The organism is Ruminococcus sp. RTP21484sp1_RTP21281st1_A8_RTP21281_210402 (assembly GCF_040914025.1).
Classification (GTDB): domain Bacteria; phylum Bacillota; class Clostridia; order Lachnospirales; family Lachnospiraceae; genus Blautia_A; species Blautia_A faecis.
In genome coordinates this window covers 71,843-87,901 of sequence record NZ_JBCPGE010000001.1, presented here as the reverse complement: position 1 = coordinate 87,901, position 16,059 = coordinate 71,843, and the positions used below count along the sequence as shown (strand labels likewise).

13 protein-coding genes and 1 pseudogene are annotated in these 16,059 nt (G+C 44.2%); 11 read left to right on the top strand and 3 right to left on the bottom strand.

Features of this window, described 5'->3' with window-relative positions:
* Positions 1-20: 20 nt before the first annotated feature.
* The 9 genes and pseudogenes from AB5170_RS00390 to AB5170_RS00350 all read left to right on the top strand — a co-directional run.
* Complete coding sequence (locus tag AB5170_RS00390) at positions 21-2,672, top strand: valine--tRNA ligase (RefSeq protein ID WP_118583247.1); 2,652 nt, start codon at positions 21-23, stop codon at positions 2,670-2,672.
* A 14-nt stretch (positions 2,673-2,686) separates the two neighbouring features.
* Positions 2,687-4,699, top strand: coding sequence for an LTA synthase family protein (locus AB5170_RS00385; protein ID WP_173716390.1), 2,013 nt, complete (start codon positions 2,687-2,689; stop codon positions 4,697-4,699).
* Positions 4,700-5,073: 374 nt separating this feature from the next.
* Entirely contained in the window at positions 5,074-6,366 is a 1,293-nt protein-coding gene (locus AB5170_RS00380) for a folylpolyglutamate synthase/dihydrofolate synthase family protein (protein WP_173716391.1), read from the top strand.
* 61 nt (positions 6,367-6,427) lie between these two features.
* Entirely contained in the window at positions 6,428-6,580 is a 153-nt protein-coding gene (locus tag AB5170_RS00375; RefSeq protein ID WP_021925740.1) for a hypothetical protein, read from the top strand.
* A 15-nt stretch (positions 6,581-6,595) separates the two neighbouring features.
* Positions 6,596-7,960: a lipopolysaccharide assembly protein LapB gene (locus AB5170_RS00370; protein WP_173716392.1), complete on the top strand. Its 1,365-nt coding sequence runs from the start codon at positions 6,596-6,598 to the stop codon at positions 7,958-7,960.
* Positions 7,961-8,083: 123 nt separating this feature from the next.
* Entirely contained in the window at positions 8,084-8,428 is a 345-nt protein-coding gene (locus tag AB5170_RS00365; protein WP_173716393.1) for an STAS domain-containing protein, read from the top strand.
* Positions 8,428-8,853 (top strand): anti-sigma F factor, encoded by a 426-nt coding sequence (spoIIAB, locus tag AB5170_RS00360; protein ID WP_118583239.1) that lies wholly within the window; start codon positions 8,428-8,430, stop codon positions 8,851-8,853. The genes AB5170_RS00365 and spoIIAB overlap by 1 nt, the downstream gene beginning before the upstream one ends.
* A gap of 12 nt (positions 8,854-8,865) precedes the next feature.
* On the top strand, positions 8,866-9,582 hold the full coding sequence (locus tag AB5170_RS00355) for a SigF/SigG family RNA polymerase sporulation sigma factor (protein WP_173716394.1): 717 nt from the start codon (positions 8,866-8,868) through the stop codon (positions 9,580-9,582).
* A gap of 8 nt (positions 9,583-9,590) precedes the next feature.
* Positions 9,591-9,659: pseudogene (locus AB5170_RS00350) on the top strand (DUF6783 domain-containing protein); the annotation flags it as partial.
* A gap of 112 nt (positions 9,660-9,771) precedes the next feature.
* Here AB5170_RS00350 and sstT read toward each other — a convergent pair.
* From sstT to AB5170_RS00335, 3 genes are all read right to left on the bottom strand, one after another.
* On the bottom strand, positions 9,772-10,995 hold the full coding sequence (gene sstT / locus AB5170_RS00345; protein ID WP_173716395.1) for a serine/threonine transporter SstT: 1,224 nt from the start codon (positions 10,993-10,995) through the stop codon (positions 9,772-9,774).
* Positions 10,996-11,119: 124 nt separating this feature from the next.
* Positions 11,120-12,643, bottom strand: coding sequence for a response regulator (locus AB5170_RS00340; protein WP_173716396.1), 1,524 nt, complete (start codon positions 12,641-12,643; stop codon positions 11,120-11,122).
* On the bottom strand, positions 12,633-14,390 hold the full coding sequence (locus AB5170_RS00335; protein WP_226840987.1) for a sensor histidine kinase: 1,758 nt from the start codon (positions 14,388-14,390) through the stop codon (positions 12,633-12,635). Before AB5170_RS00335 ends, AB5170_RS00340 begins: the two co-directional genes overlap by 11 nt.
* Positions 14,391-14,479: 89 nt before the next feature.
* Here AB5170_RS00335 and AB5170_RS00330 point away from each other — a divergent pair, with 89 nt between their 5' ends.
* Together AB5170_RS00330 and AB5170_RS00325 are read left to right on the top strand one after the other, a co-directional pair.
* Positions 14,480-14,677 carry a hypothetical protein gene (locus AB5170_RS00330; protein WP_173716397.1) on the top strand — a complete coding sequence of 66 codons (198 nt, stop codon included), beginning with the start codon at positions 14,480-14,482 and terminating at the stop codon, positions 14,675-14,677.
* Positions 14,655-15,965 (top strand): ABC transporter substrate-binding protein, encoded by a 1,311-nt coding sequence (locus AB5170_RS00325; protein WP_173716398.1) that lies wholly within the window; start codon positions 14,655-14,657, stop codon positions 15,963-15,965. The genes AB5170_RS00330 and AB5170_RS00325 overlap by 23 nt, the downstream gene beginning before the upstream one ends.
* Positions 15,966-16,059 lie beyond the last annotated feature (94 nt).

The window sequence follows — 16,059 nt, the reverse complement described above, 5'->3', positions numbered from 1 at the left end:
CTTTTTTTAGGAGGAAAATCATGAGCAAAGAACTTGCAAAGACCTACGATCCGAAAGGAATCGAGGAACGTCTTTACCAGAAATGGATGGACAACGGATATTTTCATGCAAAAGTAAACCCGGATAAGAAACCATTTACCATTGTTATGCCGCCGCCAAACGTAACCGGACAGCTGCATATGGGACATGCACTTGATGAGACTATGCAGGATATTCTCATCCGTTTCAAGAGAATGCAGGGCTACGAAGCACTGTGGCAGCCGGGAACTGACCATGCAGCTATTGCTACAGAGGTTAAGGTTACTGAGAAACTGAAAAAAGAAGGCATCGACAAGGCAGAAATCGGCCGTGAGAAATTCCTGGAATATGCCTGGGAGTGGAAAGAAGAGTACGGCGGAAAAATTATCAACCAGCTGAAGAAACTTGGTGCTTCCGCAGACTGGGAGAGAGAGCGTTTCACCATGGACGAAGGCTGCTCCAAGGCCGTACAGGAAGTTTTCATCAAGTTATATGAAAAAGGCTACATCTACAAAGGTTCCCGTATCATCAACTGGTGTCCGGTATGCCAGACTTCCATTTCCGATGCAGAGGTTGAGCATGAGGATCAGGACGGATTTTTCTGGCACATCAATTATCCGGTTGTTGGAGAAGAAGGAAAATTCGTGGAAATTGCAACAACACGTCCGGAAACACTTCTTGGAGATACTGCAGTTGCAGTAAACCCGGATGATGACCGTTACAAAGACATTGTTGGCAAAATGCTGAAGCTTCCCCTCACAGACAGAGAGATCCCGGTTATTGCCGATGAGTATGTTGATAAAGAATTTGGTACCGGATGCGTAAAAATCACACCGGCACATGATCCTAACGATTTCGAGGTTGGAAAGAGACACAATCTTCCAGAAATAAACATCATGAATGATGATGCTACCATCAATGAGCTGGGTGGTAAATACGCCGGCATGGATCGTTATGAGGCAAGAAAAGCCATGGTAGAGGATCTGGACAAGCTTGGCCTTCTGGTAAAGGTTGTTCCGCACAATCACAGCGTTGGAACACATGACCGCTGCCATGCAACCGTAGAGCCGATGATCAAGCCTCAGTGGTTTGTAAAGATGGATGAAATGGCAAAAGCTGCTATCAAGACTCTTGAGGATGGAGATCTGAAATTCGTTCCAGAGCGTTTTGACAAGACTTACCTTCACTGGCTGGAGAACATCCGTGACTGGTGTATTTCCCGTCAGCTGTGGTGGGGACACAGAATTCCGGCTTACTACTGCGATGAGTGTGGTGAGACTGTAGTTGCAAGAGAAATGCCGGAAAAATGTCCGAAATGCGGATGTACGCATCTTCATCAGGACGAGGATACTCTGGATACCTGGTTCAGCTCTGCTCTGTGGCCATTTTCCACACTTGGCTGGCCGGATAAGACACCGGAACTGGAGTACTTCTATCCAACAGATGTGCTGGTAACCGGATATGACATTATTTTCTTCTGGGTTATCCGTATGGTATTCTCTGCTCTTGAGCAGACTGGCAAGACACCGTTCCATCATGTACTGATCCATGGTCTGGTAAGAGATTCCCAGGGACGCAAGATGAGTAAATCCCTTGGAAATGGTATTGACCCGCTGGAAGTAATCGACAAGTACGGCGCAGATGCTCTTCGTCTTACTCTGATGACTGGTAATGCACCTGGAAACGATATGCGTTTCTACTGGGAGCGTGTAGAATCCAGCCGTAACTTTGCAAATAAGATCTGGAATGCTTCCCGTTTCGTTCTTATGAATCTGGAAGGAAAGGATGTAACGGAGCCGGAGATTGGTTCTCTTTGCGCTGAGGACAAATGGATCCTTTCCAGACTGAACAATGTGATCAAAGAAGTAACCGACAATATGGAAAAATATGAGCTGGGTATTGCGGTTCAGAAAATCTATGATTTCCTGTGGGATGAGCTTTGCGACTGGTACATTGAGATCGCCAAGGTTCGTCTGTGGAAGGCAGAAGAGGATCCAAAGGCGGCAAACGAGGCTCTCTGGACACTTCGCACAGCGCTGACCCAGGGACTGAAGCTACTTCATCCGTTTATGCCATTTATCACAGAGGAAATCTACTGCACACTGCTTCCGGAGGAAGAGTCCATTATGATCTCTGACTGGCCGGTATATAAGGACGAGTGGAATTCTCCTGAGGCTGAGCTTGCAATCGGAAGCTTCCAGGAGGTTGTCCGCGGCATCCGTAACACAAGAACCAGTATGAATGTTCCGCAGAACAGAAAGACACATCTGATCATTGTTGGAAAAGATGCTGCTATCTGTCAGATGTATGAGAACAGCAAGAAATCCTTTGCAAACCTTGCTTTTGCAAAAGAAATCCATGTTCAGCAGGATAAGACTGGTATCGGTGAGGATGCAGTTTCTGTTGTTGTTTCCAATGCAGTTGTTTATATGCCTCTGGAAGACCTTGTTGACAAGGAAAAAGAACTTGAGAGACTGACAAAGGAGCAGGAGAGACTGACTAAGGAAATCGCCCGCTGTGAGGGAATGCTGAATAATCCAAATTTCGTAAATAAGGCTCCTGCTGCCAAGGTTGATGCAGAGAAGGAGAAGCTTGCGAAGTACAAAGAGATGAAAGATAAGGTTGAAACACAGCTTGAGCAGCTTAAGAGATAAAAAGGAGATTTTGCATGAAGCTGAGCAAATTTTGCAATAAGATTTCCCTGATTCTCCAGGCACTCTGGTGCGCAGTGCTCTATTTCCTTATAGAGGCACTGTGCCGCCACTCTGTAGTGGAGGCCTGGGATTATATGACGGGAAAACCGTTGGTATTTGCTTATAATACGATGTTTATTTTTACTACAATGCTGATCGTTTATCTGTTTCACAGGCGGTGCTTCTGGAGAGTTGTGGTTTCCGTTTTCTGGCTGTTTCTGGGAATCGTAAACTGCATTCTTCTGATGAACCGTGTTACACCATTTACCGGACCGGATCTGCATATGCTGACGGATGGTATTGCGATCATGCAGAAATATCTGCCGTTTTATGGTGTGGTGATCGGATGTATTTTGATCGGAATTGTGGTGCTGGGGCTTTTGATCCTACTGGTCAAGGGACCGAAGTATGAACAGAAGATTAAGTACCGGTATGTGATTCCGCTGGTAATTGCTGGTTTTGTGGCTTTTGGAGGCGTGACACAGCTGGCTCTTGAAAAAAGGGTTTTGTCTAATTATTTTGGCAATATCGCGTTTGCTTATGAGGATTATGGTTATCCTTATTGTCTGGCGACTACTATTTTTAATACAGGTATCAGTGAGCCGAGGGATTATTCTGAGGATGAGATTAACCGGATCGAGAAGACAGAGTCCAATCTTCCAAAGACCAAGGAGGATGGAAAGAGACCGAATATTCTGTTCCTTCAGCTTGAGTCTTTCTTTGACCCGACACTGGTAAATTACCTGGATATTTCTGAAGATCCAATCCCGAACTTCAGGAAGCTGATGAAAGAGTATTCTTCCGGATATTACAAGGTTCCTTCTGTTGGAGCCGGTACGGCAAATACGGAATTTGAGACCATTACAGGTATGAGTCTTCACTATTTTGGACCAGGTGAATATCCTTATAAGAGTATTCTTAAGGAGACTACCTGTGAAAGTGTGCCCTATGTTCTGAAAAATCTGGGGTATTCCACACATGCGGTACATAATAATGAAGCCAACTTCTATGGAAGAAGGTCTGTTTTCCCCAATCTGGGATTTGACACCTTTACCTCTGAAGAGTATATGGCAGATGAGAACCTGCAGAATCCTCTTGGATGGGTAAAAGACAGTGTGTTGACGGATGAGATCATTAAGTGTCTGGATTCTACTGACAGTCCGGATTATGTGTATACCATTTCCGTGCAGGGACATGGTGATTATCCAAGCGAGCCCATTCTGGACAATCCTTCTATTACAGTTTCCGGTTCTCCTACGGATGAGCTGAATTGTAAATGGGAGTACTATGTGAATCAGATTCATGAGATGGATCAGTTTGTGAAAGAGTTAACAGATGCTTTGGCAGACTATCCGGAGGATGTAATCCTGGTTATGTATGGGGATCATCTGCCGACTATGGGACTGACTGTGGAGGATCTGAAAAATAAGTATCTTTTCCAGACGGAGTATGTAATCTGGGATAATATGGGACTTACCAAGAAAGATGAGAATCTGGCTTCTTATCAGATCGCAGCAGAGGTTCTGGACAGAGTTGGTATTCATGAGGGTACGATCATGAAATATCATCAGGCAAGAAGAAATACCAAGAATTATCAGGTCGATCTGGAAACTCTGCAGTATGATGTGCTGTACGGTCAGCGATATGCTTATGGAGGAGAAAATCCTTTTGAGAGAATGAAGATGCGGATGGGACTTTATGATGTGACCTTAGATTCCATTCGGTTAGTGTCGGATACAGATTGGACTTATTATATCCAAGGCACGAATTTCACCCCGTCCAGTCAGGTGAAGCTGAATGGAGAGTGGTATGATACGGCATATGTAAGTCCGAACATGCTGGTGATCTCGGGTACGGAGCTGTCGGATTTTGACAGACTGGCAGTTGTACAGAGAAGTAACAGCTCGACGAGGAAGGCTCTTAGCAAGAGCTTTGACAGAGCGGTTTATGCATTGTATGATAGTCAGTGGAAAGTGAATTCCCGATAGGAACGTTTCCTGGCTGGGCACCTGGTCTCATCAGGTCTGCTCTGAGCGCGGTGTGCGGCCAAAAAAATTAAAAACATCAGAATTTTGCTGAAACCGAAGAAAGGAGAGGACAAATTTGCTCCGCTGGAGCTCAGACTGTGTCCTCTTCTTTTTTAACCCTAAATTCTGCCGTATGAGATTTTTTCGGAACCTCTCTGATTTCTTCTGTGCGAGGTTTGTCGGATAAAAAGTTACGATTAGGGGTGGACTTCTGGTGTGACTATTATATAATGGTAGAGGAATGGAACTATTCAGAAGGCAGTATATTCTGCCAGACTTACGATGAGAATGAAAAGTTACGGATGAAATACGATAGATAAATGGTGGTTAAGATTATGAATTATGAGGAAGCGGTTGCTTATATTGAGGAGACTCCGAAGTTTACAAAAAAGAACAGCCTGGAGCATACAAAGGAATGCCTGAGGAGACTGGGAAATCCACAGGAGAAGTTTAAGGTGATACATGTTGCGGGAACGAATGGGAAGGGGAGTACCTGTGCGTTTCTCACATCTATTCTCAGGGAGGCAGGGTATTCCTGCGGCCTGTTTACGTCTCCCCATCTGGTGAAGATCAACGAGCGGTTTCAGATCAATGAGGTGAATATTGATGATGACACCTTTTTGAAAGCTTTTGAGAGAGTGAAAGTGCTGGCGGACGAGCTTGTGGCTGAAGGAAGTTACCATCCTACTTATTTTGAAATGCTGTTTCTTATGGGAATGGTGATCTTTGCAGAGGCAGGGGTGGACTATGTGACTTTGGAAACCGGGCTTGGCGGAAGGCTGGATGCGACTACAGCGGTAGAGAATCCTGTAGCTTGCGTGATTACATCTATCAGTCTGGATCATATGCAGTTTTTGGGAAATACGGTAAGAGAGATTGCAGGGGAGAAGGCTGGAATCATTGTTCCGGGAGTTCCTGTAATCTATGATGGAAATGACAAGGATGCGGCAGAAGTGATCGCTGCGAAGGCAAAGGAGCTTGGAAGCCCGGCTTATAAAGTAGTTCAGGCTGGAGCAAAGGTACTGGGAAATAATAAAGACGGCATTGATTTTTCCCTGGAGGACGATTATTATGGGGATACCAGGTTCCATATTCCTTTTATTGCATGGTATCAGGTGATGAACGCATCTCTGGCGCTTACAACTATGGAAGTGCTGAAAGACAGGATTCCGGTGACCATGGAACAGCTGCAGGCAGGAATTGCAAATACCAGATGGCAGGGCAGAATGGAGACCATTTTGCCGGGCGTGATCGTGGATGGTGCACATAATGAGGATGGCGTGCGCAGGTTTGTGGAGACTGCAGAGCGGTTTCAGAAGGAGTATCCGCTGACACTTTTATTTTCTGCGGTGAATGATAAGGATTATCAGGATATGATCCATACAATTTGCAGCAGAATAAAATTCCGTAAAGTTGTAACCACAGAGGTTGGGGGATACCGTGAGGTGCCGTCTGCGGAGCTGGCAGAGATCTTTTGCAAAGAAGGCTGTAAGGATATTGGAAACTCTGATAATATTGAAGAAGCTTTTCATATGGCGCACGAGGCCAAAGGAGAGGACGGAATGCTGTTTTGCGTGGGTTCTCTTTACCTGGTGGGAGAGATTAAGACACTCTTGTTGAAAAAGTAAATTGTCTGCAAGAAAACATGGGATTTCTGGTTGATTTTCCAGGAGTCTGTGGAGGAATTTTATGATCGATTACGAAGAGGAACTTAAGAAATTTGAGCCCTGTCTGGATGTGACAGACGCGGAAGAGGCTATTTACGATAGAGAGCTGACGGATATTCTGGACATTCTTCAGGAAATGCTCAGGGAGTCCAAAAGCGGACGCAGGATGAAATAGAATAGGAGATACTTAATGAACTGTATGAATTGCGGCGCGTTCCTGGCTGACAAGGATCTGGATTACTGTCCTCATTGCGGGTGCAACGTCCTGATCCAGAAAAAGGTGGAGTATCTATCCAAACTTTATTACAATCAGGGCTTGGAGAAGGCAAGTATCCGGGACCTTTCAGGAGCTGTTAACTGTCTGAAGCAGAGCCTTACCTTTAACAAGAGAAATATCCAGGCGAGAAATCTTCTGGGTCTTGTGTATTTTGAAATGGGAGAGGTGGTCGCTGCTCTTAGCGAGTGGGTGATCAGTAAGAATCTGCAGTCTACCCGGAATATTGCGAATGAATATATTAATCGTCTTCAGGCGAATTCGAATAAACTGGATGCTATTAATGAGACAATAAGAAAATATAATAATGCCCTGGCTCTTTGCAGGGAAGGTCATGAGGATATGGCTGCTATTCAGCTTCGCAAAATTCTGAACCAGAATACCAAGCTGATCAAAGGCTATCACCTGCTGGCGCTGATCTATATGAAGAATCATGACTGGGGCAAGGCAAGAAGAACCTTGAAAAAGGCGGCTCGTATTGATAAGACCAATACAACTACATTACGTTTTCTTCGTGAAGTAGATGAGAGAACTGGTGTAACGACCAGACTTGAGAAACAGAAAAAAGGACTTTTTGGTGCCAAGGGCAAGACAGAAGGTTCGGATGAGATTTCCAGAAGTACTGTGGTACAGCCGGCAGTTTACAGGGAAAATTCCAGAATTTCACTGTTTGTGACACTTATGGCGGGTGTGGCAGCAGGTGCGGCTGCATTTTGGTTTCTGGCAGTTCCGGCTATCAAGCAGGGGATTTACAGAGAAGCCAATCAACAGATTGTAAAGTACAGCGAGTCTCTGGTCAGCCAGGGTGCGGAGCTTTCCAAAGCCCAGGGTGAGGCGAAGGAATCCGGAGATGTGGCAGAGGAAATCACCCAGCAGCTTGATGCCGAGCAGAAGAAGAGTACCAGTTATCAGGCACTTCTGAATGCGTATGCAGCTTATACACAGAATGAGTATGATGCAGCTGCATTGGAAATCCAGAAGGTTTATGAAGATCAGCTGGGAGATGATGTAATGGGAATTTACAATACCATCTGTTCAGCTACTGGTGTGTCTGGAATCACGGAAGACAGTAAGTCTGAGGGCAGCGAAGATTCCTCTGATTCCGAAAGCAATGATGGAACTGACAATACAACAGATGGTTCTGAAACGGATTCCTCTGGTTATGACAGTTCTTACAATGATGCATCTGGTGACAGTGGGTATGATGAATCCGGATATTCTGATTACAGCGACGAAAACGGCTATTATGATGAAAATGGTGATTTTCAGTATTATGAATAAAAATTTCTGAATTACAATAATGAGAAACCTCTGAACCGGGGATGTGCGGGATAGACCTGCACATCTCTTTTTCTTTTTTCTGTGCAGAGGGTCAAAATAGAGTAAAAAAGGGGGAATTTATTTATGAAACCTGTTTTTGAAACTACGGGAACCTGTCTGAATATTAAACTGCCTGAGGAACTGGATCATCCGGCTTCTGAGCTGATCCGGAGAGAATCAGACAGGATTATGGGAAAAATATATATCAGAACCATTTGTTTTGACTTTGGAAATACTGTTTTTATGGACAGTTCGGGCGTAGGTTTGATCATGGGGAGATACCGGGCTCTGGGGATGCGCTCTGGCTGCATGAAGGCCTGTCATGTAAACGGATATATTGAAAAATTGCTGCGGCTTTCAGGTGTGAGTAAATTTCTGGAACTGGAAAGAACAGAAAATGAGATGCAGCTGGAAGGGAGGGGAGTCTGATGGGAAATTCCAACGAAATGACCATTATTTTTGACAGCCGTCCGGAGAATGAAGGGTTGGCAAGGGTAGCTGCCGCGGCATTTTGCACCCAGCTGAACCCCACACTGGAGGAAGTAGCAGATTTGAAAACGGCTGTGTCAGAGGCTGTAACCAACTGTATCATCCATGGCTATCAAGGAGAGGTACATAAGATACGGATGAAGTGTGTCAGAAAAGAGAGAACAATTTATCTGGATATTGAGGATGATGGCATAGGAATTGCAGATGTGGAAAAAGCAATGGAGCCCTTATATACGACCCGCGCTGATCAGGACAGATCAGGAATGGGGTTTACTTTTATGGAAGCATTTATGGATGAGGTTAAAGTCACCTCACAGGTTGGAAAAGGAACCTGTGTGCATATGAGCAAAAAAATCGGTAATTGATCAGGAGGAAGCATGGATCACACTCTTGCTCTCATTGGGCGCATTCACCAGGGAGATAAAGAGGCAAGAGATACTTTGTTTTCGGAAAATATGGGACTGGTATATAGCGTTGCCAGGCGTTTTCTGGGGAGAGGGGTGGAAATGGAGGATCTTTTTCAAATTGGAAGCATCGGGCTTTTGAAGGCTGTAGATCATTTCAATCCTGAATTTGATGTGAAGTTTTCTACTTATGCAGTACCAATGATCATTGGAGAGATTAAGCGGTTCCTTCGGGATGATGGAATTCTGAAGGTGAGCCGCTCCATAAAAGAGAATCAGTATAAAATCTGTAAAATGAGGGAGGAATTGGAGAAAAAGTTAGGCCGTGAGCCGGATCTAAGAGAACTTTCAGATGCTATGGATATGCCGATGGAAGAATTGGCGATGACGCTGGAATCGGCTGCAGAGGTAGATTCTATTTACAAGACTGTGTATCAGGGAGATGGAACGGATTTGCAGCTTGTGGACAGGCTTCCGGAAAAAGAGGATCGCCATGAAAAGCTTTTGAACCGGATTTTTCTGGAGGAGATTCTGGAAAAACTGGAAGGAGAGGAGAAAAGACTGATCGTATTTCGGTATTTTCAGGATATGACACAGACAGAGGTTGCAAAAAAAATGGGAATGTCCCAGGTTCAGATTTCTAGGATGGAGAAAAGGATATTGAAGAAGCTGAGAGAAATGGAGAAGTAAGAGCCAAAGTGAAACTTTGCGGTATATTTTTCCCGGATTCAGTTGACGTAGCCCGCTATGGTGCCCTGATCCCGGCCAATTCTCCCACAAATTGTGACGCACATCTTGCAGAAAGCCTTTTTCAAATATGCTCTGGAAAAGGAGAAAAAGCAAAGTATTTTCTCATATTTTCCAGAGCATTATTGGGTGTTAGAATTTAATCTCTTTTCCTTCCAGACGCCACTGTCTGAACTCTGCAGAAGCAGAGAGAAGCAGGTCAGAAGAGGAGTTAAGGGCTGTCTCAACTGAGTCCTGGATAACTCCGATAATAAAGCCTACAGCTACAACCTGCATGGAAATGTCGTCAGAAATTCCGAAAAGGGAGCAGGCCATAGGAATCAGAAGGAGGGATCCGCCGGCAACACCGGAAGCACCACATGCAGAAAGGGCTGCAAGAAGGCTGAGGATGATGGCGGTTGGGATATCAACGTGGATTCCAAGGGTAAAAGCAGTTGCCATTGTCATAACGGTGATGGTGATAGCAGCTCCGTCCATGTTGATGGTTGCACCAAGAGGAATGGTTACGGAATAGGTGTCACGGTCAAGCCCCATCTCCTCACAGGCTTTCATATTTACTGGAATATTGGCAGCGGAACTTCTGGTGAAGAATGCGGTGATGGCACTTTTCTTCAGGCAGTGCAGAATCAGCGGATATGGATTCTTGCGGATACACCAGTAAACCAGAAGCGGGTTTGTTACAAAGTAGATGAAAAGCATGCTGCCTACCAACAGCAGCAGTAGTCTTCCATAGGTAGTGAAAATGTCTAATCCGTTGGTGGATACGGTGTTAAATACCAGACCGAAGATTCCGAAGGGTGCCAGGTTGATGATCCAGCTGACCACCAGGGATGTTCCGTCTGCAATGTCAGCAAGGACTTTTTTGGTGGTGTCATTTGCTGTACGAAGGGCAAGTCCAAGAAGGATGGCCCAGGTAAGGATACCTACATAGTTTGCATTCACCAGGGAAGATACCGGGTTGGCAACAATATTCAGAAGAAGGTTGCTGAGGACCTCCACAATACCCTGTGGAGCACTGGCGTCTGCGGCTGCATTGGTAAGTGTCAGCTGTACAGGGAAAATCATGCTGGCGAAAACGGCAATCACAGCTGCCAGTACAGTGCTGAACATGTAAAGGGCAACTACTGTTTTGATAACGCCGCCATGGGATTTTCCTGCGTTGCACAGTGAACTGAGAACCAGAAAGAATACCAGAAGGGGTGCGATGGCTTTCAGGGCACCTACAAATACATCACCAAGGATGGCAATGCTGGTTGCACCGGGGGCTGCAACTCCAAGGATGGCACCAAGAATCAGACCGACGACGATTCGTTTTACCAGTGCAATCCCGGTCCATTTGTTCCATAGATTTTTCATTTGTTTCTTTACCTCTTTCCCTCTTTAATTTGATAAAAGATTAATCAATTAACTAATTATAAAGGATGTGAGGGGATTGTGCAACAAACTTTTAGGAAAATTGCAGTGAATCTCTATTGTATCTCTATTGTACAAAAAACTTTGTTTTATATTCAGAAGGGCTCAGGCCTTCATATTTCCGGAAAATCGAAGAAAAATAGGTGGCATCCTTATATCCCACAGCTTCTGCAATTTCGTAAGTAAGCAGATCCGTATTATGCAGAAGCTCCTTTGCCTTATGAATGCGCTCCTTATTGATGTACTCAGTAAGAGAACAGGAGGTTGCCTTTTTGAAGGTGCGGCTTAGGTGGGAGGGGGAAATATGCAGTTCCTGAGCAATGGTATCCAGGGAGAGATTTCCAGCCAGATTCTGGACAATATACTGTATGGTGTTTTCTATAATGTAATTGGGAACTGCATGGGTGTTCATACTGTTTTCCCTGGTATATTCCATGATCTGAGAAACAGCACTCTCCAGGGCAAAAATATCCCGGGATTTCAAAAGGTCTTCCAGATATCTAAGGGGAACAGGCTCCAGCTCTTTTTTTACCAGTACACGGCAGCAGATGTAGTAAATCTGGGAACAGATATTCTTTGCATCCTGTGAATTGGTAAAACTGCTTTTGAACTTGGAAAAAATATGATTGGAAACAGAACTGGCTTCCTGGAAAGCCCAGTTGTTCAGACTGCTTTCAATCTGATAAAGATTCAGTGAATTTTCTACAGAAAGTTCCGCAGATTCCTCGGAATTGATGCTTTCAAAAACAGAAATTCGTTGTTCGCTATAAAAGTTATGGGTAAGTGCCTGGATGGCCTCGGAAACTGCCATCTGAAACGCTTCCGGGGATTGATGAAGAGCACTGATCCCGGTAAGAATTTCAGAAGAACTGAATGCCTTTACAATACCGGAGATCTCACGACAGTTTTCCAGAATATATTCTGGAATGGAAGGGCTGGGCTCCGTCTGGAAATAAACATTCAGGATTAAATTGTTATAACGGTAACAATAGGTGTTCTTTTTCTCCGCAATTACAATTTTTTTCAGAGCTGACAGATCCGGTTCATCGGAAGAGGGTTTAAAAGCTGCTACATAATAGCAATCCATGTGAAGTCCAAGGGAAAGAAGCTTTTCTTTTAATTCTTCTGTGCAGGGATGGTCAGTCAGCTCCTGCATCAGCTGATCCTTCAGGAAAAAGACACCTTCTTTTGCAATATTCTCCTGCTGTTGGGAAACAATCAGTTGCTTTTGAGCCTCCTGGACAGCAGCGAAAAGTTCTTTTTTATTGGTTGGCTTTAAAATGAAGGAGGTGACGTGATATTTGATGGCAGTCTGTGCGTACTCAAAATCAGCGTATCCGGTCAGGATGATCACCTTTGTCATAGGATGATTTTCGTGAACAAAGCGAGCTACTTCCAGTCCGTCTGCAGCGGGCATTTTGATATCTGTGATTACGATATCCACAGGATGATTTTTCAGAAAATCTATGGCCTCCATTCCGTCAGAAGCGCTTCCCACAACCTGACAGTCGATGGATGCCCAGTTCATATAATTGGAAATACCTTTTCGCATAGTGACTTCGTCGTCAACTACAAGAAGCTTAAATATCATGGGAAAACTCCTTTCTTGGAATGTGGAAAGAAACTGTGGTGCACTTGTTTGGAAGGCTTGTGATCTTTATCCCCGAGTCTGATCCATAAAGCAGTTTCAGCCGCTTGTCCAGGTTTTTCATGCCGATGTGAGTGTGGCTGTCTTTCTCAGAATGCCGGATGGACTGAATATCTGGTATCACTTCAAAACCGATTCCGTCGTCAATAATGCAGATTTCCAGCATTTGGTCATCTCCCTCTATGATCTGGATGATCAGATGACCTTTTCCTTTCTTGGGTTCCAGACCGTGGACAATTGCATTTTCCACAAGTGGCTGAATGGAAAGACAGGGGATTTCGCAGGAAAGAGCCTGTTCCGGTATCTGGATATCGCAGGAAATTTTGTCCTCGAAACGCATCTGCTGAAGATATACATAAAGTCGCACATATTCCATTTCTTTTGAAATGGAAGTGAAATTGTGATTTCGGGAGAGGGTGTTCATTTTCATCAGGCTTCCCAGGGAAATTACCATCTCATAAATCTCTTCGTTGTCAATCATCTGGGCTTTCCATGCAATAGTGTTGAGCACATTGAAAAGAAAGTGTGGATCCATCTGGGACTGAAGAGCACGGATCTCGGCATTTTTTATAAGAAGTTTTTGCTGATAAATATCCTGATAATAGGTGTCAAGCTGCAGAAGCATCTGATTAAAGGACTGGGCCCACACCTGGAATTCCTGATAAAAGCTTTCTGGCGGAAGGGAGCTGCGGTTTCCTTTTGAAATCTCATTGATGAGAAGAATCATGGTATCAATGGGACGGGTAACTGCCCGGGAAATAATAAATGCCGCAAACAGGGCAATGAGAGCCACTGCCAGGGTAACCAGAAGATAGGATTTCAGGGTACTGTTCAGGTTTTCAAGAAGCAGTTCTTTGGGAGCGGCCACTGCGGAGGTAAGTCCCAGTCGTTCCAGGGACTGGGATGCCATGAAATAATCTTTGCCGGCAAAGCTTTGTTCCTTAAACAGCACAGAGCCTTTTTTTGTATTCAGACTGGAATATAAAGTCTGAAGATCCTCTCCTGAAAAATCAGAATCTGTACTAAGGGAAAATTCTCTGTTAAAAAGCATAATAAACCAGGATGAATCAATGGTCTTCGAGCAGTATTCAATCCATTTCCTGGCATTGATGTTGATAACAATCATACCAATCCTGTTTCCTGAATTGCTGCTATACAGATTGCGGGCAAAGTACATGTTCTGTTCGTGTAGCGGGGAAGTATAACACATCAGGTGCGGATCAGAGGCGTCGATGGTACTTTGCAGAAAGTCTGAGGTATCTTCCACGTTTTCCAGAATCCCGGAAGTATAGGCATGGTAAATAATGTTATGATTGTTATAAATGTAAATGGAATCTGTGAAATTCTTTTCGGAAAGAGCAGAACTGTTATAAATATAAGACATCTGCCGCTCTACGGAAAATGGATGATTGGTTCCCGCGTCCGGATTTTCCAGTGCATTCTGGATCACCTCATTAGACATAAAAAGAGGAATGACGGAATCAATTGTCTCCACCTGGTCCTGTATGGTATCATTGACCTGATTTAACTCCCGCACAATGGAGTCGCGGGAGGTCTTTCTTAATATAGAAGAAGTTTTGATATAATAAAATCCCACAGATAATAGTAAAACGAATCCCACGATGATCATAATGGTGACGGTAATGAAAAATCTGAGAGAGGGATATTTCTTAGGAGTGTGATCAGCCAAAATGGAAAACCTCCTTAATTTGGAAAAATAATTACTTTTATATTATCCCACATTTCAAAAAGTACATCAATTAAATTTGCAGGAATGTCATGTATTTTAAAGAAGAGGACAAAATTTTTAAACAGGAGAAAGAAAAGGAGAAAAATGGGAAAAAATCAGGAAAATGGTGCGGAAATATCCAAGGAACAGCACAAGGTCTTTTATTAAAAAAAGGGGCTTTACAGGCTATAATACACTCACAAACCAAAACAAGGGAGGAACATCATGAAAAGAAAAATGATTTCTAAAATTATGGCAGCAGCACTGATCGGAACTATGTGTGCGGGAATGGCTGTACCTGTAATGGCTGCCGATGATGAAAAAGTAACTTTAAGCGTGATCAACTATCACGTAGGAACCGACTACGCAGCTGAGTACTATTCCTATCTGTTCGAAGCTTTTCAGCAGACAGAGGAAGGAAAGAACGTAGAGTTCAGCTTTGAGGAAATTCCTACAACAGATGCATTTAATCAGAAAATCAAACTTCTTATCTCCAGCGGAGATCTGCCGGATATCGTTTTCAATGGTGGAAACAACATTATCGAGCTGGCTGCAAAATCCGGAAAAGTAGCAGACTTGACACCTTACCTGGATGCAGATCCGGAGTGGAAATCTCTGTTTGATGAAACATCTCTGGATTTCAATACAGTAGATGGCAAGATTTATGGTATTCCGGTTTCTAAAGAGGTTTCTTACATTTACTATAACAAAGACCTGTTTGAGCAGGCTGGAATCGAGGCTCCGGAAGTAGCATATGCAACCTGGGATGAGTTCTTTGAAGCATGCGACAAGCTGAAGGAAGCAGGAATCACCCCGATCGGAATGGATAGTGCAGATTCCGGATGGCTGACAAACCTGTGGATGAGTGCTCTTATTGGAACAAACGGTGATGCTGGAAATGAGTGGATGAACACTATGTATCCAACAGATTACAATACACCAGAAGTAATTGAAGCAGCAGAGAACATCCAGAAAATGTTCCAGAACTATACAACACCAGATGCTGTTGGCGGAAAATATGATCCAATGGCAACTCATTTCTTTAACGGCGAAGTTGCAATGTTCCCGAACGGACCATGGATGATCCCGGATTTCTCTGAGACAGAGAAGGCTCCGGAAGGCTTCTATGACAAGGTTGGTATCATGCTTCTTCCAGGGAACGGAATGGAAATGGTTCCAACACCTGGCGATATGGTAGGCGCTACCGATCCTGAGAAAATAGAGGCAGCAGTTGCATTCCTGAAATTCGAGACAACTCCGGAAAACCAGATCAAGGCTCTGGAAATGACCGGATTACAGCCTGTATCTGATAATCTTGAGGTTCCGGATACACTTTCCGAGAGCGATCCTCTGATGGCACAGGCACTTGAAATCCAGGGCAAGGCAGAGGTGACTTACGGACAGAATCAGGCATACTGGTATCAGAATACAATTGATACCTTCTCAACAGAGCTTCCGGAACTGGCATATGGAAACATCACAGCAGAAGAGTTCTGCACAAAACTGTCAGAAGCGGCAGCAAAGAACGTGGAATAATGTAAATAGCCTGTCACCGGCACCAATACAGCTCTGGTGACAGGCTGTTTTTATGAAACAGGAAATTCCGTTGGAATTTTCTGCAGGCAGGATT

Excerpts from the sequence above, each read along its gene's own strand:
- AB5170_RS00375 (WP_021925740.1), top strand. The coding sequence starts at position 6,428 with ATGATCGATTACGAAGAGGAACTTAAGAAATTTGAGCCCTGTCTGGAT.
- AB5170_RS00380 (WP_173716391.1), top strand. The coding sequence starts at position 5,074 with ATGAATTATGAGGAAGCGGTTGCTTATATTGAGGAGACTCCGAAGTTT.
- AB5170_RS00365 (WP_173716393.1), top strand. The coding sequence starts at position 8,084 with ATGAAACCTGTTTTTGAAACTACGGGAACCTGTCTGAATATTAAACTG.
- AB5170_RS00340 (WP_173716396.1), bottom strand. The coding sequence starts at position 12,643 with ATGATATTTAAGCTTCTTGTAGTTGACGACGAAGTCACTATGCGAAAA.
- AB5170_RS00355 (WP_173716394.1), top strand. The coding sequence starts at position 8,866 with ATGGATCACACTCTTGCTCTCATTGGGCGCATTCACCAGGGAGATAAA.
- AB5170_RS00325 (WP_173716398.1), top strand. The coding sequence starts at position 14,655 with ATGAAAAGAAAAATGATTTCTAAAATTATGGCAGCAGCACTGATCGGA.
- AB5170_RS00390 (WP_118583247.1), top strand. The coding sequence starts at position 21 with ATGAGCAAAGAACTTGCAAAGACCTACGATCCGAAAGGAATCGAGGAA.
- sstT (WP_173716395.1), bottom strand. The coding sequence starts at position 10,995 with ATGAAAAATCTATGGAACAAATGGACCGGGATTGCACTGGTAAAACGA.
- spoIIAB (WP_118583239.1), top strand. The coding sequence starts at position 8,428 with ATGGGAAATTCCAACGAAATGACCATTATTTTTGACAGCCGTCCGGAG.
- AB5170_RS00370 (WP_173716392.1), top strand. The coding sequence starts at position 6,596 with ATGAACTGTATGAATTGCGGCGCGTTCCTGGCTGACAAGGATCTGGAT.
- AB5170_RS00330 (WP_173716397.1), top strand. The coding sequence starts at position 14,480 with ATGTATTTTAAAGAAGAGGACAAAATTTTTAAACAGGAGAAAGAAAAG.
- AB5170_RS00385 (WP_173716390.1), top strand. The coding sequence starts at position 2,687 with ATGAAGCTGAGCAAATTTTGCAATAAGATTTCCCTGATTCTCCAGGCA.